The organism is Haloleucobacter albus (assembly GCF_052492075.1).
This window is the reverse complement of sequence record NZ_JBQWAS010000018.1, coordinates 1-24,103: the sequence shown is the minus strand read 5'-3', so window position 1 is coordinate 24,103 and position 24,103 is coordinate 1. Positions and strand designations below refer to the sequence as shown.

23 protein-coding genes and 3 tRNA genes are annotated in these 24,103 nt (G+C 61.5%); 14 read left to right on the top strand and 12 right to left on the bottom strand.

What is annotated here, in order from left to right; genetic code table 11:
- Window positions 1–37 precede the first annotated feature (37 nt).
- From ACT6QH_RS02925 to ACT6QH_RS02890, 8 genes are all read left to right on the top strand, one after another.
- The gene (locus tag ACT6QH_RS02925; protein WP_444973316.1) at window positions 38–427 is read left to right on the top strand and encodes an AtpZ/AtpI family protein; all 390 of its coding nucleotides are present in this window, start codon (window positions 38–40) and stop codon (window positions 425–427) included.
- Between the two features lie 138 nt (window positions 428–565).
- The gene (locus ACT6QH_RS02920; RefSeq protein WP_444973396.1) at window positions 566–1,315 is read left to right on the top strand and encodes a F0F1 ATP synthase subunit A; all 750 of its coding nucleotides are present in this window, start codon (window positions 566–568) and stop codon (window positions 1,313–1,315) included.
- A 71-nt stretch (window positions 1,316–1,386) separates the two neighbouring features.
- Entirely contained in the window at window positions 1,387–1,614 is a 228-nt protein-coding gene (locus ACT6QH_RS02915) for a F0F1 ATP synthase subunit C (protein ID WP_444973315.1), read from the top strand.
- 96 nt (window positions 1,615–1,710) lie between these two features.
- Window positions 1,711–2,574, top strand: a complete 864-nt coding sequence (locus tag ACT6QH_RS02910) for a F0F1 ATP synthase subunit B (RefSeq protein ID WP_444973314.1) — start codon at window positions 1,711–1,713, stop codon at window positions 2,572–2,574.
- Between the two features lie 124 nt (window positions 2,575–2,698).
- Window positions 2,699–3,190, top strand: coding sequence for a F0F1 ATP synthase subunit B family protein (locus ACT6QH_RS02905; protein WP_444973313.1), 492 nt, complete (start codon window positions 2,699–2,701; stop codon window positions 3,188–3,190).
- 275 nt (window positions 3,191–3,465) lie between these two features.
- Window positions 3,466–4,581, top strand: coding sequence for an SGNH/GDSL hydrolase family protein (locus tag ACT6QH_RS02900; protein ID WP_444973312.1), 1,116 nt, complete (start codon window positions 3,466–3,468; stop codon window positions 4,579–4,581).
- 117 nt (window positions 4,582–4,698) lie between these two features.
- The gene (locus ACT6QH_RS02895; protein WP_444973311.1) at window positions 4,699–5,577 is read left to right on the top strand and encodes an HpcH/HpaI aldolase/citrate lyase family protein; all 879 of its coding nucleotides are present in this window, start codon (window positions 4,699–4,701) and stop codon (window positions 5,575–5,577) included.
- A 126-nt stretch (window positions 5,578–5,703) separates the two neighbouring features.
- Window positions 5,704–5,907, top strand: coding sequence for a DUF1737 domain-containing protein (locus ACT6QH_RS02890; protein ID WP_444973310.1), 204 nt, complete (start codon window positions 5,704–5,706; stop codon window positions 5,905–5,907).
- A gap of 97 nt (window positions 5,908–6,004) precedes the next feature.
- On the opposite strand, the gene ACT6QH_RS02885 is transcribed toward ACT6QH_RS02890, so the two are convergent.
- Window positions 6,005–8,815, bottom strand: a complete 2,811-nt coding sequence (locus tag ACT6QH_RS02885) for a heavy metal translocating P-type ATPase (RefSeq protein WP_444973309.1) — start codon at window positions 8,813–8,815, stop codon at window positions 6,005–6,007.
- 131 nt (window positions 8,816–8,946) lie between these two features.
- Here ACT6QH_RS02885 and ACT6QH_RS02880 point away from each other — a divergent pair, with 131 nt between their 5' ends.
- A complete protein-coding gene (locus tag ACT6QH_RS02880) occupies window positions 8,947–9,222 on the top strand; it encodes a metal-sensitive transcriptional regulator (protein ID WP_444973308.1) in 276 nt (91 codons plus the stop codon).
- 24 nt (window positions 9,223–9,246) lie between these two features.
- Here ACT6QH_RS02880 and rsmD read toward each other — a convergent pair whose 3' ends face one another.
- Both rsmD and ACT6QH_RS02870 read right to left on the bottom strand, forming a co-directional pair.
- Entirely contained in the window at window positions 9,247–9,801 is a 555-nt protein-coding gene (gene rsmD, locus ACT6QH_RS02875) for a 16S rRNA (guanine(966)-N(2))-methyltransferase RsmD (RefSeq protein ID WP_444973307.1), read from the bottom strand.
- 9 nt (window positions 9,802–9,810) lie between these two features.
- Window positions 9,811–11,688, bottom strand: coding sequence for a pseudouridine synthase (locus tag ACT6QH_RS02870; RefSeq protein WP_444973306.1), 1,878 nt, complete (start codon window positions 11,686–11,688; stop codon window positions 9,811–9,813).
- A gap of 202 nt (window positions 11,689–11,890) precedes the next feature.
- Here ACT6QH_RS02870 and ACT6QH_RS02865 point away from each other — a divergent pair, with 202 nt between their 5' ends.
- The gene (locus tag ACT6QH_RS02865; RefSeq protein WP_444973305.1) at window positions 11,891–12,334 is read left to right on the top strand and encodes a nucleoside deaminase; all 444 of its coding nucleotides are present in this window, start codon (window positions 11,891–11,893) and stop codon (window positions 12,332–12,334) included.
- A gap of 175 nt (window positions 12,335–12,509) precedes the next feature.
- Window positions 12,510–13,928: an exopolysaccharide biosynthesis polyprenyl glycosylphosphotransferase gene (locus ACT6QH_RS02860; RefSeq protein ID WP_444973304.1), complete on the top strand. Its 1,419-nt coding sequence runs from the start codon at window positions 12,510–12,512 to the stop codon at window positions 13,926–13,928.
- A gap of 93 nt (window positions 13,929–14,021) precedes the next feature.
- On the opposite strand, the gene ACT6QH_RS02855 is transcribed toward ACT6QH_RS02860, so the two are convergent.
- From ACT6QH_RS02855 to rlmB, 9 genes are all read right to left on the bottom strand, one after another.
- On the bottom strand, window positions 14,022–15,188 hold the full coding sequence (locus tag ACT6QH_RS02855; RefSeq protein WP_444973303.1) for an AGE family epimerase/isomerase: 1,167 nt from the start codon (window positions 15,186–15,188) through the stop codon (window positions 14,022–14,024).
- Between the two features lie 29 nt (window positions 15,189–15,217).
- Window positions 15,218–16,432 (bottom strand): HAD-IIIA family hydrolase, encoded by a 1,215-nt coding sequence (locus ACT6QH_RS02850; RefSeq protein WP_444973302.1) that lies wholly within the window; start codon window positions 16,430–16,432, stop codon window positions 15,218–15,220.
- 37 nt (window positions 16,433–16,469) lie between these two features.
- Window positions 16,470–17,519: a GHMP family kinase ATP-binding protein gene (locus ACT6QH_RS02845; RefSeq protein ID WP_444973301.1), complete on the bottom strand. Its 1,050-nt coding sequence runs from the start codon at window positions 17,517–17,519 to the stop codon at window positions 16,470–16,472.
- A gap of 267 nt (window positions 17,520–17,786) precedes the next feature.
- Window positions 17,787–18,695: an alpha/beta fold hydrolase gene (locus tag ACT6QH_RS02840; protein WP_444973300.1), complete on the bottom strand. Its 909-nt coding sequence runs from the start codon at window positions 18,693–18,695 to the stop codon at window positions 17,787–17,789.
- A 128-nt stretch (window positions 18,696–18,823) separates the two neighbouring features.
- Window positions 18,824–19,855, bottom strand: a complete 1,032-nt coding sequence (gene mepA / locus ACT6QH_RS02835) for a penicillin-insensitive murein endopeptidase (RefSeq protein WP_444973299.1) — start codon at window positions 19,853–19,855, stop codon at window positions 18,824–18,826.
- 402 nt (window positions 19,856–20,257) lie between these two features.
- Entirely contained in the window at window positions 20,258–20,707 is a 450-nt protein-coding gene (locus ACT6QH_RS02830) for an NfeD family protein (RefSeq protein WP_444973298.1), read from the bottom strand.
- Window positions 20,708–20,712: 5 nt separating this feature from the next.
- Window positions 20,713–21,714, bottom strand: a complete 1,002-nt coding sequence (locus ACT6QH_RS02825) for an SPFH domain-containing protein (RefSeq protein ID WP_444973297.1) — start codon at window positions 21,712–21,714, stop codon at window positions 20,713–20,715.
- 323 nt (window positions 21,715–22,037) lie between these two features.
- Window positions 22,038–22,113 (bottom strand) — tRNA-Thr (locus ACT6QH_RS02820).
- A gap of 104 nt (window positions 22,114–22,217) precedes the next feature.
- A complete protein-coding gene (rlmB, locus tag ACT6QH_RS02815; protein WP_444973296.1) occupies window positions 22,218–23,099 on the bottom strand; it encodes a 23S rRNA (guanosine(2251)-2'-O)-methyltransferase RlmB in 882 nt (293 codons plus the stop codon).
- Window positions 23,100–23,315: 216 nt separating this feature from the next.
- Between rlmB and ACT6QH_RS02810 the strand changes: the two genes are divergently transcribed.
- The 3 genes from ACT6QH_RS02810 to ACT6QH_RS02800 all read left to right on the top strand — a co-directional run.
- Window positions 23,316–23,400 (top strand) — tRNA-Tyr (locus tag ACT6QH_RS02810).
- A 56-nt stretch (window positions 23,401–23,456) separates the two neighbouring features.
- Window positions 23,457–23,530: transfer RNA gene (locus ACT6QH_RS02805), tRNA-Gly, on the top strand.
- 214 nt (window positions 23,531–23,744) lie between these two features.
- A partial coding sequence (locus ACT6QH_RS02800; protein WP_444973295.1) for a GTP-binding protein occupies window positions 23,745–24,103 on the top strand: 359 nt, incomplete at its 3' end.

Here is a 24,103-nt window from a genome sequence, read left to right as displayed (position 1 = left end):
AGAACATTGCTTCTTCTCCGGGGCCAAGGTGGTAGCCATGTCCGAGCCAGAACAACCCCCGAAAGGGGAGCGCGAGGCGAACGCGCATGGAAACAAGGTTGGTCCCAGTGAGGCCGAGCTTTTTGACCGGCTCGATCAGCTCGATTCATCATTGAGCCAGATCCAGTCAAAAAGGCAGAAAGAGAATTCGGTCCGGTCCGGGCGGGATACATCCGCCAAATCGGGCGCTGCCCTGGCTTTCAGGCTGGGGGCGGAATTTGTGTCAGGCACGCTGGTGGGGGCTCTCATCGGTTATGGGGTTGATACGCTGTTGTCAGTATCCCCATGGGGCTTGATTTTCTTCACTCTGGTCGGCTTTGCTGCCGGAGTGTTGAACATGATGCGGGCTGCGGGCGAAGGTGGTTCGCAGCGAAAGGCCGGAAAGTGATGGCGCGCAAATGTGCTGCCTGAAGCCGAAGGCTTTCAGTGGAAATCTCGCGGCGTCAGCCGTTCGGGTAATTGCGCGGTGTGTGCCGCAACGTTTTTCTCGCGGCATTAGTCGCATGGCAGGGGGCGAGCTCGGATGATCGTCGATCCGATCCACCAATTTGAGATCAAGCCGCTCGTAGATTTGGTGAATATCGGCGGGGCGCAGTTCTCCTTCACCAACTCTGCACTCTTCATGTGCATCGTTGTGGCCGTTATCTTCCTCTTTCTCACCTATGCGACGCGTGGGCGCACCCTGGTTCCAGGGCGGGCGCAGTCTGTCGCGGAGATGAGCTACGAGTTCATCGCCAAGATGGTGCGGGATTCAGCTGGCAGTGAAGGCATGGTCTTCTTCCCGCTGGTCTTTTCCATTTTCATGTTCATCCTTCTGGGGAACATGATTGGCCTGATCCCCTATACCTTCACGATCACCTCTCACCTTGTGGTGACTGCGGCCCTGTCCCTTCTGGTGATCTTCACGGTTGTGATCTATGGCCTGATTCGTCACGGCACCCATTTCCTCGGCCTTTTTGTGCCGTCGGGCGTGCCGGCCTTTCTTCTGCCCATCCTCGTCCTGATCGAGGTGGTGTCCTTCTTGTCTCGTCCCATCAGCCTCTCGCTGCGTCTGTTCGCCAACATGCTGGCCGGACATATCGCGCTGAAGGTGTTTGCCTTCTTCGTGGTGGGGCTTGCTTCTGCGGGTGTTGCCGGCTGGTTCGGCGCGGTTCTGCCCTTCTTCATGATCGTGGCGCTCACCGCCTTCGAGCTGATGGTGGCTGTGCTCCAGGCCTATGTGTTCGCGGTTCTCACCTCGATCTATCTGAATGATGCGGTGAATCCCGGCCACTGAGTGCTGGCGCAGGTGCCAGGCTCTGTCTGATCAGGTTGTCTCAATCCAAAAGTTTCTCAAGGAGCAGTCCAATGGAAATGGAAGCTGGAAAGTTCATCGGTGCCGGTCTTGCTTGCCTCGGCATGGGTCTGGCCGCTGTCGGCGTCGGTAACATTTTCGGTAACTTCCTGTCGGGTGCGCTGCGCAACCCGTCGGCGGCCGATGGTCAGTTCGCTCGTGCGTTCATCGGTGCGGCCCTTGCTGAAGGTCTTGGCATCTTCTCGCTGGTCGTGGCGCTGATCCTGCTCTTCGTGGCCTGATCGGGTTCACGTATCGGGCCCCGAGTCCGCAAGGGCGCGGGGCTTACCGGCCGATTTTGTCGGCCTGGGGCTGAGTTCAAGTCAAGCAGGCGTGCCATGATGAAGCCATGGAAATTCACTGTCGCGGTGGCGGTTGCAGGTATCGGCCTTGGGGTCGCTCCGCTTGCTGCCGCTCCCCTCACCGCGGTGTCTGCCGCGACTGAGGTGGGTGCCTCTGCGTCGCGTCCGGATATGACCTCCGCGACGCTGGTTCAGCTGGCTCAGGCCGAAGGTGGTGAGGCGGCTTCCTCGAATGGAGCGCCTGCTCCTTCCGAAGAGGCTCCTGCCGCCATCGTGGTGGACGAAGTCGTCACCGAAACGGTTATCGTTCCGGAAGCGGCGGAAAGTGCTGCACAGGCTGTGGCTGGTGCCCACGGCGAAGGTGCTCACGGCGGCAATGTCGTTGATGAGCATGCGGCGCACTTCCCACCTTTCGATGTTACCACTTTCCCGTCCCAGCTGCTGTGGCTGGTGGTGACATTCGTGCTGCTGTATCTGCTGATGAGCCGGGTGACCCTCCCGCGCATTGGCCGGATTCTGGAAGAGCGGCGCGATCGCATCGCGGATGACCTTGAAGAAGGCATCAAGCACAAGGCTGAAAGCGAAGCTGCTCAGGCAGCTTACGAGAAGGCTTTGAATGAAGCGCGGGCAAAGGCAAATGCCATTGCTGGCGAAACTCGTGCCAAGCTTGCCGAAGAGTCTGATGCCAATCGCAAGGCTCTGGAAGCAGGTCTCACGGCCAAGCTGGAAGCGGCGGAGCAGCGTATTGCTGCAACCAAGTCCGAAGCTCTCAGCCATGTGCGTGGCATTGCAGTGGATACTGCTGAGGCTATCGTATCTTCGCTTGTTGGCGCCGCGCCGGCCAAGACCGATGTGGAGCAGGCTGTCGATACCGCGCTGGCCCAGAAGGATGCTGCCTGATCGGCAGAATGAACAAGGCTGGGGCAATGATGGATACCATCATTGCCCTCTTGCCACCTGATGTCGCCCTGGTAGCCCACATCCGGGCTCTGGTGCTGGGCTCGGATGGATCTGAGGACCGGACATGAACGAATCGAGTTGGGCAGAATTGTGGGTTGCCATTGCCTTCGTGGTGTTTGTGGTAACCTTGCTGTATGTGGGCGTGCACCGCGCAATCGCCTCCGCACTCGATGCTCGGGGCGCGCGTATTGCAGGCGAACTGGAAGAAGCGCGTCGCTTCAAGGAAGAAGCCCAGAAGCTGGTTGCCGAATTCAAGCGTAAGCAGCGTGAGGCCGAGGCCGAGGCCGAATCTATCGTGACGGCTGCCAAGGCTGAGGCTGAGCGTCTTGCCTCTGAATCCAAGGTGAAGCTTGAGGATTTCGTCGCGCGCCGCACGAAGATGGCTGAGGAAAAGATTTCTCAGGCTGAGAAGCAGGCGCTTGAAGATGTGAAGGCTGTGGCGGCGGATGCCGCGACCCGCGCGGCATCCACTTTGCTCAGCAATGCCACTCAGGGTGCCGTCGGTGACAAGCTCATCGCCAGTGCGATCTCCGAGGTTAACGCCAAGCTGAACTGAGTGAATTCGTCTGCGAATTCCTTCAAACGCGAATTTTAAAAGCGACTGCATTGATGTGCAGTCGCTTTTTTTATGCGTAATGACGAGGGTTGAGCATGGGCTCTCTTGTCTAATGGGAGCTGTCGTTTCACACTTGCGGGATGAACCGGAAAGAGACAGCTCTTGGTTGTAGATCTGGGCATGCTCCAGGTGTGGAGAATTGTCGGGCGAGAGGCGTGTCTCTCACCGCGCTTTTCGGGTTGGGGGGAAGGGCGTGGCGGTTGAGGATAGTGTGGGTGTTTCTTGCCACCACCTCAATTTCCATTCCGGCACACGCTCAGGCGACATTCGACCCCTTCTTTTTTCTGCGCCCGTTCTTGTCGCAGCCCAAGGAAAAGTCGCGTCCGGCTCCGAGGAGATGGAAGGGGGAACAGGCGCCCAAGAAAAGGCGATCTTCTTCTCCTTCCGGGGAACGAACTAAGCGAGTGAAGAAGGCTCTGCCAGTCACCGGAGTGGTCTATTCCACCGCGCAAGAGGCCAAGGCGGGACGCCAGAAGGATCCCTCGCAGTTTATTCTGGTGTTGGGAGACGCCATGGGGGGAGCGCTGGCTTCAGGGCTGGCGGATGCCTATCTGGGAGAGCAGGATCGAATCGCCATTATTGGGCGCATTTCTGGCCAGGGGGGCTTTTTGCCTGAACCAGAAAACTGGAAAGCGCGCCTGGCTGAAGATGTTAAGGCGGCTGATCCGAATGTGATCATTCTTGCTATGGGCGCGCATGATCTGAAGGCAATTGATGACACCGGCTTCAAGGTCTCGCCGTTTTCAGATCGCTGGCTGGAACTCTATTCTCGCAGGGTGGATAAGATTTTGGCGGCTGCACGAGGGCAGGTCGGGCGGGTTGTCGTTGTTGGTCTGGCTCCGGTTTCAAACGATCTGCATAAGCGCGATTACGTTCGTTTGAATGATGTATTGCGTACGCGAGCTGTGAAGGCTGGACTGCCTTTTGTCTCTGTGTGGGATGGTTTCGTGGATGAGGCCGGAAACTATTTCGCGACGGGCCCGGCTGTGGATGGGCAGCAGCGTTTGCTTCGCAAGGAAGATGGCGTGGGCTTCACGCGGGCGGGGCAGCGTAAACTCGCCTTTTTTGTCCAAAAAGAAGTGGATCGCTTATTGCCGTCCCTGGCTGGCCCGATAACTACAGGGCAGGCTCAGGGGGAGGCTCTGATTTTGGCTGGGGGCCCTGAAAAGACGGGGGCGGAGCCAAACATGGATGAGGCCATTTCAGAGTTGCGTGCCCCCTTGCACAGAGGCATTGCGCCCATGTCGCTGAAAGGCCGGGCAGATCATTTCACATGGCCACCACCACAAGGTTTGGAAGCGCTGCCGGCGCGCCTTCCCTTCGAGCAGTGATATGAGCGAGAAAATGTGCTCCTGTGGATGAGAAGGCCCCGTTGGGTGGTAATGGCTCTTCTCGTATCCGGGCCATGGCTTTAAGGTTGCGCCGCATCATTGTTCAGGGAAACAGCCATGACCATTCGTCCCCGCCGCAGCGCGCTTTACATGCCCGGAGCCAATGCCCGTGCGCTGGAAAAGGCTCGCACGCTCCCCGCCGATGCGGTGATTCTGGATCTTGAAGATTCCGTTGCGCCGGATGCAAAGGCCGAGGCACGTGCGCGGGTTGCCGAATCCGTGAAGGCTGGTGGTTTCGGTCCGCGTGAAGTGGTGATTCGCATCAATGGGCTGGATACGCCTTGGGGTGCTGAAGATCTGGATGCCGCCGCTGCGGCTGCACCGGATGCCGTGTTGCTGCCCAAGGTGCAGAGCGTGGAACAGCTTGTGACGGTAGGTCGCCGTCTTGAAGCTCTGGGCGTGGCGCAGACCACGCGCGTCTGGGCCATGATCGAGACCCCATTGGCCATTCTCGATATCAAGGCGATTGCAGAGGCCGCTCAGAATCCGCTCACCCGTCTGTCTGTGTTCGTGCTGGGCACCAATGATCTGGCGAAGGAAACTCGCGCCGCTCTGGTGCCGGGGCGCGCGCCCATGGTGGGCTGGCTCTCGCTGGTGGTGGCTGCCGCGCGCACCTATGGCATTGATGTGCTGGATGGTGTGTGGAACCAGTTCAAGGATATGGAAGGTTTCATCACTGAATGCGCGCAGGGCGTGGAGTTTGGCATGGATGGCAAGACGCTGATTCACCCCACGCAGATTGAGCCGTGCAATGAGGCCTTCTCGCCGCCTCCGGCAGAGGTGGAACGGGCGCGGGCCATCATCTCGGCCTTTGATCTGCCTGAAAATCAGGGCAAGGGTGTCATCACCGTGGAGGGGCGGATGGTTGAGCTGCTCCATGCGGAAATGGCCAAGCGCACGGTTGCGCTGGCGGATGCGATCGCCGCGCGAAGCTGAAGATGCGGGCTGTGTTGCAGAAATGTAGCTCAGCCCTGGTCTGTGGCTCTGTGACTGCGGACACAAACTGTTTTCGGGAGAGGCGGGGGCACCGCCTCCCTTCGGATCTGCCCCAAGGATCTTGCCATGAAGCTTTATCGTTACCTGACCGGACCGGACGATTCTTCCTTCTGCAAGCGTGTGACAGAGGCGCTGAACAAGGGCTGGCAGCTTTATGGCGCGCCGACTTTGGCCTTTGATGCCGCAGAAGGCCGCGTCATCTGCGGACAGGTGATTGTGAAAGAGGTTGAAGGCGAATGGTCCGAGGATCTCAAGCTCTCGGATTATTGAAATTCTTCACGCATATGAATGTTGCCCGTTGCCGGGCTTATGAAAAGGGCTCCCGAGGGGAGCCCTTTTTGCGTGTTGCGTCAGCTTTCAGTGCCGTTCATTCCGGCTTCCAGCTTCGCAGCAGCAGGGCGTTGCTGATGACGCTGACGGAAGACAACGCCATTGCCGCCGCCGCCACCATGGGCGAGAGCAGAAGGCCCAGAACCGGATAGAGAAGGCCCGCCGCAATCGGTACGCCCGCCGCATTGTAAATGAAGGCGAACATCAGGTTGCGGCGAATATTCGCCATGGTTGCCCTGGAGAGGGAGCGGGCGTGGGAGATGCCGGCCAGATCACCTTTCAGCAGGGTGATGCCCGCGCTTTCCATGGCGATATCCGTTCCCGTACCCATGGCGATGCCCACATCAGCGCTGGCCAGAGCAGGCGCATCATTCACGCCATCACCGGCCATGGCCACCACATGTCCTTCGCCTTTCAGGCGGTTGACCACATCGGCCTTGTGGTTGGGCAGAACCTCAGCCTCGATTTCCCTGATGCCCAGGCGGCTGGCGACAGCCTCGGCTGTGGCGCGGTTATCGCCCGTCAGCATCACCACGCGCACGCCATCTTCCGTCAGCTGCTTGAGGGCCGCAGGGGTGGTGGCTTTCACAGGGTCGGCAATTGCCACCGCGCCGGCAGGCTGGCCATCTATGGCGACAAACACGGCGGTTGCGCCTTCTTTTTGATGAGTGGCGGCACTTGCCGCCAGCGCATCCACATGCACGCCATTCCCGGTGAGAAAATGGACATGGCCGATGACCACTTGGCGGCCCGCAACCTGGCCGGTAATGCCCTTGCCCGCCGGGCTCTCCACATTTTCGGGATTGGCCAGATCAATCTTCCGTGCCCGCGCCTCGGCCACGATAGCGGCTGCGATAGGGTGCTCACTGGCCCGCTCCAGGCTGGCGGCGGCATGCAGTACATCATCTTCGGTGAAGCCGGGAGCGGTCTGGATGGCCACCACCTTCGGTTTGCCTTCCGTGAGGGTGCCGGTCTTGTCGACCACCACCACATCTACCTTCTCCATGCGCTCCAGCGCTTCGGCATTTTTCACCAGCACGCCGAATTGCGCCCCGCGCCCGACCCCGACCATGATGGACATGGGTGTCGCCAGCCCAAGCGCGCAGGGGCAGGCGATGATGAGCACCGAAACGGCAGCCATCAGCGCGAAGGTGAAGCGCGGCTCCGGCCCCACCATCATCCACACGATGAAGGCCACGAGAGCCGCCGCCACCACGGAGGGCACGAACCAGCCGGAGACCTGATCTGCCAGTCTCTGGATGGGTGCGCGCGAGCGCTGGGCCTGCGCGACCATCTGCACGATCTGGGAGAGGATGGTGCTTGCACCTACCTTGTCGGCCTTCATGCTGAAAACGCCGGAGGCATTCACCGTGCCGCCAATAACCTTCTCGCCGGCCTCATGGGTCACGGGCAGGGATTCGCCGGTAATAAGGCTTTCATCCACAACGGCACGACCTTCGATGACAAGGCCATCCACCGGAACCTTCTCGCCGGGGCGTACGCGCAGTGTGTCACCGGGAGCGACAAGGCCAAGCTCAATCTCCTCATCCGCACCATCGGCGCGAATCCGCAGCGCAGTCTTCGGGGCCAGAGAGAGCAGGGACTTGATGGCGCCAGAGGTCTGGTCCCGCGCGCGTAATTCCAGCACTTGCCCCAGCGCCACCAGAACGGTGATGACAGCCGCAGCTTCAAAATAAACCGGAACCGCGCCGCCATGGGTCTGGAATTCAGCAGGGAAAAGGCCGGGCAGGAAGGTTGCCACCAGCGAATAGATATAAGCCACCCCCGTACCCATGGCGATGAGGGTGAACATGTTGAGGTTGCGGGTTTTCAGGGAGAGCCAGCCGCGCTCGAAGAAGGGTTTTCCAATCCACAGCACAACGGGTGTAGCCAGCACGAACTGCACATAATTGGAGATCTGCTGCGGCAGCAGGTGCAGCCCGAAGGCATGTTCTCCCATGGCAAGAAGGAATACCGGAATGGTGAGCGCCAGCCCCCACCAGAAGCGCCGGCGCATATCTATCAGCTCTTCATTCGGGCCTTCATCCAGCGTCACCACCTCCGGCTCCAGCGCCATGCCGCAAATGGGGCAGATGCCGGGGCCGATCTGGCGGATTTCCGGGTCCATCGGGCAGGTATAGATGGTGCCTTCCGGCATGGGCTCCGCAGCAGGTGGGCTACCGGAAAGATATGCCTCCGGCGTGGCCTCGAACTTCGTCTTGCAGCCTTCGCAACAGAAGTAGAATGTTTTGCCCTCATGGGTGGCGGTGAATTTCGCCGTGGAGGGGTCCACGAACATGCCGCACACCGGGTCTTTCTCCTGTCCGGTCGGGGTGCTCGCAACATGACCATGCCCAGAAGCGCCATGCCCGCCGCAGCAGGAGGCCCCCTCCTCAGTGCGGGCAGATGCTTTCCCGGTATATTGCGCCGGGCTGGCCACGAATTTGTCGTGGCATTTGGCGGAGCAGAAATGGAAAGTCTGGCCGTTGTAGCTGGCGCTGGGTTTGCCGGCCTCGGGCGAAGGGTCCACATCCATACCGCAGACGGGATCTTTCACCTTCGCCAGCGTGGCAGGCGCATGCTTGTGGCTGCCACCACAGCAGGCTGAGTTGGCGGAACCGGCCAAAAGATATGTCTCCGGCGCGGCCTCGAATTTGGCTTTGCAGCCATTGCAGCAGAAATGGAAGGTTTGCCCTTCATATATCGTGCTGGGTTTACCGGCCTCGGGTGAGGTGTCCACATCCATGCCACAGACCGGGTCTTTCACCTTCGCCGGGGCAGGGTGATGATGCGCACCACCACAGCAGCCATGGGGGGATGCTGCGGGCTTGGAAGGATCATGTGCCATGGTGGCTCCAGATGGTTCCAGCAGCCGGGTGGCAGGAAAAGCCGGGCATCCGGCTGCTGTTGAGAGCTTGTGCAAACCCCCGGGGGGTATCTGGCTTGTTAAATATACCCACTGGGGGTATATGGCAAGGTATGCACAGTCCCGCGAAAGAACAGGTTCTCAAACGACTCAAGCGCATTGAAGGCCAGGCGCGTGGCCTCTGCCGCATGGTGGAGGAGGATCGCTATTGCATTGATATCATCACGCAGATTCGCGCTGTCCGCGCTGCGTTGAAGCGGGCAGAGCAGGAAGTGCTGCGCGATCATGTGCATCACTGCGTGGAGGGGGCCATCCGTTCCGGGGATGAGCAGGAGCAGCGCCAGAAGGTTGCCGAGCTGATGGATGTCATCATGCAGGCTGAAAAATAGGCTGGGTCCGTGCCGGGCCTGTCTTCAGGCGTTCGGCTCCAGAAAGATCAGCTCACTCTCGTCGTAAGGCCGGCGCTCCAGTTCGCGGAAGCCTTCCGGCGTGTTGAAGAGGCCGGTGCGCTCCTCCATCACAATCAGTGCATTTTCGGCCAGCCAGCCACCTGCTCGGGCTCCGGCAAGAGCCGCTTCTCCCAGACCCTGCCCATAGGGGGGGTCGCAGAACACGAGATCATAAGGTGCGGCACCTGTATGTGGGCCGAGGCGCGTGGCGTCGCGGCGGAAAATGCGTGTCGCGCCTGTCAGGCCCAGCGCTTCCACATTGTCGCGAATGGTGGCGCGGGCTCCGGCTGCCTCTTCCACAAACAGGGCGAAACGCGCCCCGCGTGAGAGGGCCTCAAGACCGAGCGCGCCTGTGCCGGCGAACAGATCCAGCACCCTTGCGCCATCGCAGGCATCGCCATAGCCGTGAGCCAGCACATTGAACAGGCTTTCACGCAGCCTGTCCGATGTAGGGCGGGTGGCGCTGGAGGCGGGGCCCTTGAGCGCCCGCCCTTTCATGGTGCCGCCGACAATACGCATGGGCGTACCTCAGCCCTTGTTGCGCGGTGCGCCGGGGCGCCCGGAGGGGCGGCCCCCCCTTGGCCCGCCTTTGGGCCCGCCGCTTCTGGGCCCGCCGCTTTTGGGGCCACCATTTCCAGCGTCGCCTTTGCCACCAGATGGACGCGAGCCAAAGCCCTTGCCCCGGTTCTGGCCACCGGCCCCTCCGTCACGCGGCCCGCCAGAGCGTGCACCTTTGAAGCCGGGTTTGCTGAAGCTGCGTCCTTCAGGTCGATCCCCCTCCCGCTTCTCACGGAAGGGCCGGCCTTCGCCCGTGCGGGAGCCGGAGCCACGCTCATCTCGGCGTGAGCCTCCCCGGCGGAAGTCCTCTCGGGCCTCCCCTGCGGGGCGGTCCTTGCGGGACGAACCGCTCCACGGACGCTCGACGCTGGCGCGTTCACGCATGGGCCGGTCTGCGGAAGAGCGATCATCTTCACGACGCGGGCCACGGGTGAAATCCCGGCGCTGCGGGCGATCTTCGTCGGATTGAGGGCGCGCGCCGAAGCGACGGCCTGCGCCACCTTCCGCACCACGTGTCGCACCACCTGCCGCCTTACGGCCTGCGCCGAAGCGCGGTCGCTCTCCGCCAGCATGTTCGCCGCCAATGCGTTCACCACGCGGGTGGCGCGGCCGCTCATCTGCATTCCCGCGCTCATCCCAGCGGCGGCCTTCGCGCTGCGGACGCTCCCCGCGTGCAAAATGCTCGCCACGCTTGTCATCAAAGCGGCCGAAGCGGCGCTGGCCTTCATCACGCTCGGCAAAACCACGGCCAGAACGGGCCGGGCGACCGGAGCGCGGGGCCATATCAGCCGTGTCATCCGCCTTGGGCGCAACCACGCGCTCCACCTGAATGCTGCGGCCGCGCCGGTCTGCAACGGTGCCGCGGTTTTCCAGTTCGTTATTGTCCGCCATCCGGCGGCGGCCACGGGGGGCGGAAAGCTGGAGCTTGTCACGTCCGGTCTCCGCGCCGCGTTCGCCATGGCGGGGCGCTTTATCCGCAGGGCGGGGCGCGGGCTGCTCTTCTATCTCGCGTTCGAGAATCGGGGCTTCGAAATCTGCGCCGGCTGCGGCTGTCACATCTTCACCCAGCTGGTCGCGCAGCACGCGGGTGCGCACCTCTTCGATGCCATCTTCGGGCAGGTCACCGAGCTGGAACGGGCCATAGGAAATGCGGATCAGCCGGTTCACCACCAGCCCCAGCGCACCCAGCACATTACGCACTTCGCGGTTCTTGCCTTCGCGCAGGGAAACGGTGATCCAGGCATTGGAGCCCTGCACGCGGTCAAGCGTGGCTTCGATGGGGCCATATTCCACCCCATTGACGCTGATGCCCTTCATCAGGGCATCAAGCCGGGCCTGGTCGATATCGCCATGGGCGCGGGCGCGATAACGGCGCAGCCAGCCGGTTTCCGGCAGTTCCAGCACGCGGGCGAGGCCGCCATCATTGGTGAGCAGAAGCAGCCCTTCGGAGTTCAGATCCAGCCGGCCCACGCTCACAAGGCGCGGCAGACCGGAGGGCAGAAGCTCGAACAAGGTGGGCCGGCCTTCCGGGTCGCGGTTGGTGGTCACCACGCCACGGGGCTTGTGGTAGAGGAAGAGGCGGGTGCGCTCCTTCTGCGGCAGCGGCTCGCCATCTACCATGATGCGATCTTGCGCCGTCACGGTGAAGGCCGGGCTTTCCAGCACCTTGCCATTCACGGCGATACGCCCTTGCAGGATCCATTCCTCGATCTCGCGACGGGAGCCAAGGCCGGCGCGCGCCACAACCTTGGCGATGCGCTCAGCTTCCTTGTGCTGGGCGGGGGGGAGTTCGCGCTTCTGGCGCGGAACCCGGTTCTTGTCCTTGCGGGGCGGTAAATTGCGCGACATCTGAAAGGTTTCGGCGAAGGGCAGACGGCTTCGCAGCAAGAGGGTAAACCAGAGGCCCGAAACGGGCCCGGACCTGCACGATTCTGCAAATGGCAGGGCGGTCGAATGAGTCGATTGGCAGTAGCACACACAGCCCGGCGCGGCGAGCGTGCATATTGCAGAGCCTGATTGCAAAATCCGGCAAAAAGGAGGGGCGGAGCCCATGTCGGGAACCTTCATGCAGATGGCGCTGCACGAGGCGCGCGCGGCGGCAGAGCGCGGCGAGGTGCCTGTCGGGGCGGTTCTGGTCCGGGGCAGTGAGGTGCTGGCCCGCGCCGGAAACCGCACACGCGAACTGAGCGATCCCACAGCCCATGCCGAAATTCTGGTGCTGCGGGAAGGCGGGCGGATTTTACAGTCCGAGCGGCTGCTCGGCTGTGATCTTTATGTCACGCTGGAACCGTGTGGCATGTGCGCGGCGGCCATCTCCTTCGCCCGCATCCGGCGGGTCTATTTCGGAGCAGCAGACCCCAAGAGCGGCGGCGTGGAGCATGGTCCGCGCTTTTTCTGCCAGCCCACCTGCCACCATGCGCCAGATGTTTATGGCGGTATTGCAGAACGGCAGGCTGCGGACATTCTGCGCGGTTTTTTTCAGGCCCGGCGATAAGGCGGCGCTGGGGCGCAACGGACCGCTCCCGTGGCCCGCCTCATGGCGATGTTAAACAAAGCGTAAATTCCGCAGGATGATACCCTTGACGCCTTCGGATTGGATGCGCAGAAACGAAGGCACGACGACAGGGTCAGGCACGGGCTGATCCTCAATGGGCTGGGGGAGTTGTTTGATGATGCGCTGGACCCACGGGCTCATCAACCGCCTTATCGTGTTCTGCGATATTGTGATGTCGATACTTGCCGCAGTGATTGCGCGGCTGGAATGGGAGTTTGTCTCCTGGGGGCAGATCGCCATTCTCTGGGTGGTCGGCACGGTCATTTTTGTGCAGCTTCTCCATCTGGGCGGGGCCTACCGGGTGGAGCACTATCGCCGTTACAAACGGCAGTTCCTGCATCTCCTCATTGGCGGGGGGCCGGCGGTGCTGGTGGTTGCAGCTTGTTATTCCGCCATGATCCCCGGCGATCTCCTGAATTGGCAGGCATTTTTGGGTTGGGCGATTCTGGCGTCCGCAGCCTTCCTTTTTGGCCGTTATGTGCCGGTGAATCTGGGCATGTGGCTGGTGCAGCGCCATGATGTGTTGCGCCGCAATGCGGTGTTCCTCGGTGATCCGGTGCGGGCCCGCGCCTTGCTGGATCGTCATCGCCAGTCTGGCCCGCGGCGTCAGGGGCTTTATGCCTTCCTCGCCCTGTTTGATGACAGCCTGCATGAGAAGCCAGCCGGGGAAACGGCCAGGGGAGATTACCCTCCCGTTCTGGGCGGGCTGGAACAGTTGCTGGAATATGTGCAGCGCCACCCCATTGATACGGTGATCGTCACCAAATCCTGGAGCGATCCCAGCGCCATCAGTGCGCTGGTGGACAAGCTCTATCAGGTGCCGGCTGATGTGATTGTGGAGATGGACCCTGAAGGCTTTTCTTTGAATTATGCCCATCTCACCATGATGGCGGGTGAGCAGGCCCTTCAGGTGCAACAGCAGCCGATGAAGGGGTCTCTCGGCCTGTTGAAATGGCTGGAAGATTATTCCGTGGGCATTATCGGCGTCATTCTGGTGTCGCCTATTCTCGCGCTGGCGGCTCTGGCCATCAAGCTGGAGTCTCCCGGACCGGTGATGTTTCGCCAGCCGCGTGTGGGGCGCAACAACAAGGTGTTCATGGTCTACAAACTGCGGACCATGACAGTGGACCCGAACGACGATGGCTCTCTTGGCACCACGCGGGATAATCCGCGCATCACACGGGTCGGGCGTTTCCTGCGCTCCACCTCCATTGATGAATTGCCGCAACTCTTCAATGTGTTGAAGGGGGATATGTCCATTGTCGGGCCGCGCCCGCATGTGCCGAACATGATTGTCGCGCCCAGCGTGCATTATCAGGCCATTCAGCACTATGTGGCGCGCTATCGGGTGAAGCCGGGCATTACCGGCTGGGCGCAGATCAATGGCATGCGCGGCGGCATCAATACGGTGGAGAAAGCCCAGCGTGGTGTGGAACTGGATCTCTATTACATCGAGAACTGGTCCATCTGGCTGGATTTCCGCATCATGCTGCTTACCGTCGCCACGGGCATGACGGGGCCGGAAACCTTCTGAGAAGGGCCGAACAGCAGATTCGGGAAGGGGGAATGGCCAGCCATTCCCCCTTTTGCATTCTGGCCTGGTGCGGGCAGAGGTTTGCTCTGTCTCTCAGCTCTTGCTGCCGTCCACCGTGTCCAGCAGTTCGGCCATGGCACAGGTGATGTGGTAGAGCGAACTACCGGGAGCCGGCATGGAGACAAAGCTGCCGTCCGGGTTCAGCACATCCTGCCAGGTTCCGGGAACGGGCATGTCGAAATAAAGTTGCAGTCCGCGAAAAGCACGGCGTGCTTCTTCTGCTTCTGCCATGGTGTTGAGGCGGCGCAGGCGGGCCAGGGCCACCTTCATTCGCTCCGTCTGAGGCCACAGGCGTGCGGTGGGTTTGTGGATTGTACCGTCCAGCGTCACCTCATTGATGGCAACATCATGAGTGGCGCTGATGCCATGCGTGCGGCCAAAGGCGGTGAGCCGGTCTGAAATGGCCGTGGCGTCCGCCCAGCCCCACCGGGCCAGCCCCTCGAACAGCCATGCCCATTCAAAGCAATGGCCGGGTTCGATAATCTGCCCTTCCAGGCCGGGCGCAGGGGCGAGATCCTCGGTGAAATATTCCCGCAGCGCGCCAGTTGTCGAATCAATGAAGCGGTCGCGGCACAATTGCGCCATTTCTTCCGCACGGGCCTTCCATGCCGCCTTGCCGGAAATGGCGTACAGCGCGGAGAACGCCTCGAAGAAATGCATGTGCGGGTTCTGGTGGCGGGTGGAGCGGGGCTTTTCCTTTTCCGCAAATCCGCCTGCCGGGTGTCGCCAGCCCTTGTCCAGTGCGGCCATCAGGGCATCCGCCTCATCCAGCAGCTCCGGCCGGCCCAGCGCACGGGACGCATGTGCGAGGCAGAACAGCATGAAGGCCTGATCGTAAAGATCGGCCTCGGTATCATGCGCGGTGCCATCTGTGGTGAAGCTGTGAATGAAGAGGCCATCAGCCCGCTTGCCGTGAGCCAGCAGATAATCGACCGTGCTGTTACACAAGGCTCGCCATGGGCCTTGCCAGCCCAGACGGCCGATTTCCCCGAAGGAATAGACATCACGCGCCTGCACGAACAGACGGCGGGGAGCATCATCGCTCCGGCCATCCAGTGTCAGCCGCTCCACGAACAGGCCCTTCTCCAGCCGCCCGGTGCCGGACCAGAGCGGGGCGGCCACATTCAGCAGCCAGTGGCGAGCTTCGGCGGCAATATCTGCAAGGCTTGCAATGGCGGGGGAGGTGGAAATGTCAGGCATGTTCGTGGCCGTCATATCCGTGCGTGCCTTTAGGGTTGTGTGGGTGCGGGCAGCAGGGTGCGGGCGAGAGACAGAAGGTTTCCACCCGTGAAAAGATGCCCCGCAATACCAGCGGCCTTCGCTGCGGCGATGTCAGAATCCCGATCACCGATAAGCAGGCTCCGGGTGGTATCGACCGGCCAGTGCTTCATCAGATCCAGCAACATGCCGGGTTCGGGTTTGCGCCAGGGATGGGCGGACTTGTAGCGTTCCACCACACCTTGCGTGTGGTAGGGGCAGTAGCGCCAGTCATCTATGGATGCACCCTTGGTACGCATGTCCTGCGCCATCCAGCCATGGAGGCGATGCACGGTGGCTTCATCATAGAAGCCGCGCGCCACGCCGGCCTGATTGGTGACGACGAAGACATAGAAGCCGGCATCATTGAACAGCTTCACCGCATCCTTCGCCCCTTCGGTCCATGTGAAATGGGCCGGATCATGCACATAGCCGGTGTCTTCATTCAGCACGCCGTCGCGATCCAGAAACAGGGCCGGGCGTCGGCGATGGGCGGGTACGCTGGTTTGCGCATTCTCATAAGTTTCGGGAATGCCAATATCAATGAAGAAGCCATCATAGGCGACGCCAGCCAGACGCCCTTCCTGTGCAAGACGGGGCAACAGCGCGCCTTCCAGAGAGAAGGGGGCGGCCATGCCTTCAAGGCAGGTGCGCTTCATCACATAGACGCCACCATTGATGAGGGCTCGCTCCAGGCCAGCCTGCCGGGCGCGGAACTCGGTGATGCAGCTTCCATCCAGCGCAATGGTTTCATAGCGATCCGGCTGTTCCACCAGCCGCAGCGCCATGCCGCAATCCGCGCCGGTGTCCAGCGTGGTGGCGGCAAGGTCCAGCCAGTTGAAATCGAACCAGGTGTCGCCATTCAGCAGAAGGAAGCTTTCATCCAGCAGGGGCAGGGCATTTACCAGCGCGCCACCCGTGCCCAGCGGCTCCGGCTCCACGCAGATCTCGACCGTGGCATTGAAGCGGCCGGGCACATCGGTGCCCTCAATATAATCGCGCACCACATCGGCCTTGTAGCCGGCCAGTAGCAGGAAACGATCAAAGCCACGTCGCCGTGCCTCGCCGATCAGCACCTCAAGAAAGGGGGCCTCGGCCACCGGAAGCAGCGGCTTGGGCGTATCTGCCGTGAGAGCGCCAAGGCGTGTGCCCAGCCCGCCGAGGAGAATGACACACTGTTTTACCACTACGCACCTCTTGTGCTGTTCTTGTATTCGATGCCGTTCAGACGGAAATGGGCCAGCCTTCAGCCCCCTCGAAGGTGAACTTCACGGAACTGGCATTGCCGCCGGCCTCGTTCAGCGCCTGAATGAGCTGATAGCTGTTTTCCGGGTCGGTAAGGAACATGAGGAAGCCACCGCCGCCTGCGCCGGAAACCTTGCCGGCCCACGCGCCGGCCGCCATGGCGGCATCATACAGCTCGTTCACCACATCATTGGTGACACCGGCGGCCGTGGCCTTTTTGGCCGCCCAGCTATGGCCGAGAATATCCGCCGTGCGACGAATATCCCCGCGCAACAGGGCCAGCTTCATCTCCGTGGCATCCTGCTTGAGCTCATGCATATGGGCGATGGTGGCCGAATCCATTTGCTTCAGCCCCGCCACCTGCTGCTTGATAATGGCTTCGGACTGGCGCGACTGGCCGGTGAAGCAGATCACCAGCGAAGCCTCGAATTCGTTGAGATGCTCGCGACGGATACGCAGCGGGTTCACGATTACCCGGTCATCAGGCAGGAATTCCAGAAAATTCACACCGCCAAAGGCCGCCGAATACTGATCCTGCCGGCCGCCGGCGAGGCCAATATGCACACGCTCGATCTCGAAGGCGAGACGCGCCACATCATAAGGCCCCAGTGGCAGTTGCAGCGCGGAACGGAAGGCCTCGATCAGCGCCACCACCAGTGCGGAAGATGCACCAAGGCCGGAGCCGGCCGGCACATCAATGGTCGTGGACATGGTGAGCGGTACCGCCACCCCATCGCAATAGGTGCGCATCATGTGGGTGTAAACGGCCCGATGCAGCACCAGCCCTTCATTGATGGGATGATCCAGGCTGGGTTCCAGCACCTCTTCCAGCCCCACATCGCGCGCCCGCAGCACCAGTGCGCCGATGCGGTTGGTGCGCATATGGGCATAGGCGAAGCGATCTATGGTGGCGTTGAGAACATTGCCGCCATATTCGTTGCAATAGGGCGAGAGATCCGTGCCCCCGCCGGCCAGACCAAGACGCAGAGGCGCCCGCGCGCGAACATTCAAGGCATCGGCGATGGCCATGAAACCCTTCCTTCTTCATGCCCCGAGCAGGACGAGGCTTTGGTGTCTTGTTTGCCGTATCCAGCGTGCGGGACATGTGCTGGAATGTTCACGGCCTGATCCGGCCGGTGGCCAGAGCGGTGCTGACGGATGCGAAATGCCTCACGCATCCAGTGTCTTATGGCATTATGTACCGGGATGCCTCAAGGCCAAGCTTCAGCCTGATGCAAAACAGCCCCACATATTGAGACCTTTCAAGATGGGGGGGGAAGGTTCGGGAGATCGGGTTCAGGCTTCAGTCCGCAGGAAAGGGAGTACGGCATCCACCACTGCATCGGGGGCTTCCTCGCACAGAAAGTGCCCGGCGGGCACAGGCTGGCCGGTAATGCCGGGTGAAAGCGCACGCCATGCCTCCAGCGGATCACCGCCGCGGCTGGGAATGCCGGCGTCTCCCCATATGGCCAGAGTGGGGCACAGCAGAATGCGGCCGGCGGCAATATCGGCCTCGTCATGGCCCAGATCCTGCGTGGCTCCGGCACGATAATCCTCGCACATGGCATGGAGCCTGTCGGGTGAACCGAAGGCCGCGCGATAATGGGCCAGCGCACGCGGATCAAATGGCTTGAGATTGCGGGTGCCGCTCCAGCTCGCCAGTGTCCATTCCAGATACCAGATGGGGTCGGCCGCAAGCAGCTTTTCAGGCAGGGGGCGGGGCTGGGCGAGGAAGGACCAGTGATAGGCCTGAAGAGCCCGCGCACGATCCATACGGTGCCACATGGCATGGGTGGGCACAATATCCAGCACCACCAGCCGTTCCACCCGGCCGGGATGATCCATGGCCAGCCGGTAGCCGGCTCGTGCCCCGCGATCATGCCCCATCAGGCTGAAACGGGCATGGCCCATTTTTTCCATGGCCTCCACCAGCAGGGTGGCCATGGCGCGCTTGGTGTAGGGCATGTGGTTTTCACCACCGGAAGGGGCTGCGCTCCAGCCATAGCCAGGCAGATCGGCGATGATGAGGGTGTGGTGCTCGGCCAGTCGCGCGGCCATCTTGTGCCACATGACATGGCTTTGCGGAAAACCGTGCAGCAACAATAGCGGTTTGCCCTGTCCCCCCTGCCGCAAAAAAAGACGCCCGGCCTGGGTATCGACATGATGGGCCGCAAAACCGGGGAAAAGATCGGCAAGTTCGGACATGGCGTTTCCTCCGCAGGCCGTGTCATGGCACCGAAGCCGCGAGCATGGCTGTCGCCATGCTGCCACAGCCCGGCTTTCCGGGCCATGCCGGTGTTCTGCTGCCTTTAGAGCAAGCAGGGCAGAAGCCCTCAGGGTGCGTCCAGCACCATGGTGCAGGTGCGGGGCAGATCGTCCAGCATGATTTCGGGTTTGGGTTTGGCCGGCGTGGCGGGGGTGGGTTCGGGCTTCGGGTGCAGCACCTCATCGCTAAACCACCAGGCCAGTTCCGCGCCGCAGCCATCGCCCCGTGACGGGGGCTTCTGCGGGCGACATTCGGGGCTACCGGAGGGGCAGGACAGGCGCACATGCATATGGTGATCGTGCCCCCAATAGGGCCGCACCTTGGAGAGCCAGTTGCGATTGCCCCTAGCTTCGCGGCACAGTGCCTTCTTGATGGCGGCATTCACGAAAATGCGTTCCACGCGCGGATCTTCAGCCGCCGCGCGGATGATTTTCCAGTGATCCGGGGTCCAGTTTTCGGGCTCGATATCCCGCCGGTCCTGACGCACCATGGAAAGGGCGGAGAGCTTTTCACGCTCTATGGAGGTCAACTGCTTTTCCGGGCCGGGGGTCAGCCAGATATCGACATCCAGCCCCACCTGATGGGAGGCGTGGCCGGACATGACGGGCCCGCCCCGTGGCTGGGAAAGATCTCCCACCAGAAGGCCGTTCCAGTCTGAAACCTGCGGCACCCTGGTCGCCAGCCGCCTGACATATGCGATCAGCTCCGGGTGTCCGTAATAGCGGTTGCGGGAGAGGCGCATGACCTGCCACAGCGGGGCTTCTTCCTTGCCGATGTGTTCCGGCCCGGTGGTGGGCAGGGGCTCTCCCCCTGCGAGGCAGCCGCGCGAGTAAAAGCCGATGGCCTGCGGCTTCATCTGCGCCGGGGCCTTCACCTGGCTGAACAGTTCCTTGGCCGGCGTATCCAGCACCGGGCGAGGCGGTATCTGGGGTTGAGCCGTTTGGGCATGCACATTCTGGGTCTGCGCCACGGCCAGAAGCCCGGCGGCAAGGCCAAGTGTGAGCGTGGCGGCGAAGGCGGCAGCCTTGCGACTGGGGCTGGTTCTGCGCAGGGCGCGCAGAGCCAGACGAAAAGTGGGGCGGGAGGTGTGGTTGGACATCAGCTCACCGTCTTGAGGGCGAGGGCGTGGCCGCTCCCGCCAATGCAGGCTTCAGGATGGGCAAGCAATCTTGTTGCCAGCAAGGAGAAAGAATGGCGCGAGAGGCCGTAAACGCGGTGATTGGGAGGCAGGGCAAGGCGCATGGCGGCAGGCAGAGGCAGGGCAGGCCGAAGGGCGTGCGGCAGAGTGGTTGAGGGCAGGGCCTCTGTGCCTGAAGAACCTTAATCTGCTATGTGTGCCGGGTGGCGTGTCGCCCGTTGCGGGTATTTTCGGCCTGGAAAAGCAGCGGTTCCAGGTTGGAGAATGAACTTATGGTTGCGCCTTTGTGAAAATGCGCGCGGGCCTGTTTTCCCGTGGTTCATCAGCAGGGCTTGTCAGCGGGGTTATTCGTTCAATGCGGCTTCAGGCCGCCTCAACCTTCAGAATCACGCCTTCCGCCGCGACTACGCGCACTCTGCTGCCGACCATCAGATCCGGCCCTTCAACACGCCACATCGTATCGCCAATGCGGATATGGCCGACGCCGCCGCTCATCGGCTCTTCCAGTACATAGATACGGCCAACATAGCTTTCAGCCCGGCGGTTGAGAAAAGGCTTGTCGGATGCCTTGCCCGGCGGCGGCGTGATGGAGCGTCCGACCAGAACTGAAATGATGGAAAGAGCTGCAAAGGCCACCACCTGTGCCTGCCAGGCCAGATCCAGAAAGGCCGTCATGGTGCCGATGATGAAGGCTGCCAGCCCCAGCCACAGCAGAAAGGCGCCGGGAGCGAAAATTTCCGCCACCAGAAGGATGCCACCCAGAACGAACCAGCCCCACGGGCCGAGTTCCGCCAGAAAGGAGGTGTCGGGCATGGTGTTCAGCCTGCGGAAGGAGGAGTGAAAGGCCCTGTGGGGCCGGAACGGCGGGCCTGATCCCGCTTTTTCGCCCGTTCAGCCGCACCTTCCGCGCTGAAGGCATCGCGCGCGATTTCACCGATTCCGGCCAGGCTGGAGAGCAGGGCGGTGCCCTCATAAGGCATCAGCACCACCTTCTGGTTGGGCGAAGACCCCAGAACCTCGAAAGCCTTCACATATTTTTCGGCGATATAATAGTTAAGCGCGGCCGGATCTCCGTTTTCCACGGCGGTGGAGAGCATCTGGGTGGCGCGGGCGTCCGCCTCGGCGAGACGCTCACGCGCTTCGGCATCACGGAAGGCGGCCTCGCGCCGGCCCTCTGCCTCCAGAATCTGGCTTTGCTTCTGGCCTTCTGCCTTCAGAATCTCGGATTGGCGCTGGCCTTCCGCTTCCAGAATAACAGCGCGCTTCTCACGCTCTGCCTTCATCTGCCGCGCCATGGCGTTCACCAGATCGGTCGGGGGCTCGATATCCTTTATCTCGATGCGGTTGATCTTCACGCCCCATGGCTCGGCGGCGGCATCCACCACCCGCAGCAGGCGCACATTGATTTCATCGCGATGAGAGAGAAGCTGGTCCAGATCCATCGAGCCCATGACGGTGCGGATGTTCGTCATGGTCAGGGCCATGATGGCAGTGTTGAGATGCGCCACCTCATAAGCAGCCCGTGCGGCGTCGAACACCTGGAAAAAGGCGACGCCATCCACCGCAACCGTCGCGTTATCCTTGGTGATGACCTCCTGAGTCGGCACCTCCAGCACCTGCTCCATCACATTCATCTTGGTGCCGATGCGGTCGATGAAGGGGACGATGAAGTTCAGGCCGGGCGTCAGGGTTTTGGTGTAACGGCGGAAGCGCTCCACCGTATATTGATAACCCTGAGGAACTGTCTTGACGCCGGCAAACACGGTGAGAATGGCCAGCACCACCAGAACGACGACAAAGATATCCAGACCGAACAACATTGGGAGACCCTCGTCTCTCGCCCCTCAGGGCACTCAGATGTTGTGCATGATAGCAAGAGCGGGCAGCTTTGCCTGTGCCACGGGCCTTGAAAATGTTTTTTTGCCCGCATTTGAACGCCGTCGGGAAAAGGCGGAGGATAAATGGAGCAGGGTCTCCCCGCGTCTCAGGCGTGCTGGGCCTTGCCTGCTTCTGAAGCAGGAGACGGGACTTTTCCGGGACTTTCTGCGACGAAACTCCCGGATTGGCCTCTTTTGTTCTCAAAATGGCCGACTCGCAGAGCAAGCCTATGTTGGCTTAACACGCTGAAAAGTCAGGAGATAAATGGTGCCGCGTGTCCGAATCGAACGGACGACCTACCGCTTACAAGGCGGTTGCTCTACCAGCTGAGCTAACGCGGCGATGCACCTGCTCTAGCAGTGCTTCTTCTTCGGAACAAGAGGAGGCTGTGCAAGAGAGGTACAAGAGAGCCGCAAGAGTGCGTGAAAAAAGGGGGGTAAAGTGTTCAGCCCCCCGCCTGCCGCTTCAGCGCATGGCGCGCCACGCCAAGAGAAAGCGCCGCGGCATTGGAGACATTCAAGCTCTTGATTGCGCCGGGCAGGTCGATTCGTGCCAGTGTGTCGCAGGTTTCACGCGTTAGCTGTCGCAACCCTTTGCCTTCGGCACCCAGAACCAGCGCCATGGGCGCGCGCAGGGCGGTGTCTTCCAGATCGGCTGGCCCCTCACTGTCTAGGCCCACCACCAGCATGCCGCCCTCTTTCAGCTCATTGAGGGCTCGCGCCAGATTCTGGACCCGGCAGAAGGGCACATGCTCCAGCCCGCCGGATGCGCTCTTGGCCAGAACGCCGGTGGCGGCCGGGCTGTGACGGGCGGTGGTGACGATGGCGCCCACGGCGAAGGCGGCGGCCGAACGCACAATAGCCCCGACATTATGCGGGTCCGTCACCTGATCCAGCACCAGCACCAGATCATGCTTTGCGGCTTTGGAAAGCGGAGGGGAGGGGAGAGGATCGGCCTCCGCCAGCAGCCCCTGATGCACGGCATCCGGCCCCAGCAGCTTGTCGATCTCGTATGGCTTCACGATTTGAGGCTGAAGCGGCAGGCTGATTCCCGCTTCTTCAAGCCGACGCACGGCATTTTCCGTCGCCATCATCTTGCGGAAGTGGCGTTTGGGATTGGCCAGCGCTTCGGAAACCGTGTGCCAGCCATAGAGCAGGGCGACATCTTCCTCTCCCGCCCAGGGGGGCGGGCCGCCTCTCTGTCCGCCCTTGTCGCGGCGCATGTTGCGATGCGCGCCAAAGCCCCCGCCAGATTTCTTGCCAGCGGGACGATAGGGGCCGGCGCGGTGCGCGGGCGGGCGGGACGGATTGGAAAAATCATCGGACATGATATTGGCTTTGTCAGAGCGCCGGGCCCGGTGCAAGCAAAAGCGTGCATGGCGGAAAGGGTTGAAGTCTTCCACAGGCTTGTGACATTTGTGCGGATTGGTGGTTGACTTGTTCGGCTCATGCTCACATAAAGCCGGCCACTGGCTGACACACAACGTGTCCCGCAGGCCTCTGGTTTGAGGTGGCGCGTTCAGCAAGTGCTTGAAAATACGGGCGGAGGAGTGCCCGAGTGGTTAAAGGGGACGGACTGTAAATCCGTTGGCTCAGCCTACGTTGGTTCGAATCCAACCTCCTCCACCATCCCGTATTTCATGGAGCCGAGGCCAGTGTCGCGGTTTCGCACCCGTCACGGCTAAGCGGGTGTAGCTCAATGGTAGAGCAGCAGCCTTCCAAGCTGAATACGAGGGTTCGATTCCCTTCACCCGCTCCAGCCGTCTTTCTTGTTTTCAAGATGTCCTCTTCTGGGTCTCCAGGGGATATTCCTTTTCGGATCTTCGCCTCTATTGGAGTTGCGGGTGGAAGGGTGTATGCGCGACATAATGGAATGGGTCCATACGGGGCTCTTGCATCCCTTGCAGAAACGCCCTATCCCACATCAGCTTTTTTGCGGCCCGCGCGGGCGCCTGATCGACTGAGAGAAAACGATGGCCAAAGAGAAGTTTAACCGTTCGAAGCCGCACTGCAATATCGGCACCATTGGTCACGTTGACCATGGCAAGACGTCGCTGACGGCTGCGATCACGAAGGTTCTTGCTGAAGCCGGCGGTGCGTCCTTCACGGCCTATGATCAGATTGACAAGGCCCCTGAAGAGAAGGCTCGTGGCATCACGATTTCCACGTCTCACGTGGAATATGAGACGCCGAACCGCCACTATGCGCACGTCGACTGCCCCGGCCACGCCGACTATGTGAAGAACATGATCACCGGCGCGGCGCAGATGGATGGCGCGATTCTGGTCGTGTCCGCCGCTGACGGCCCGATGCCGCAGACCCGTGAGCACAT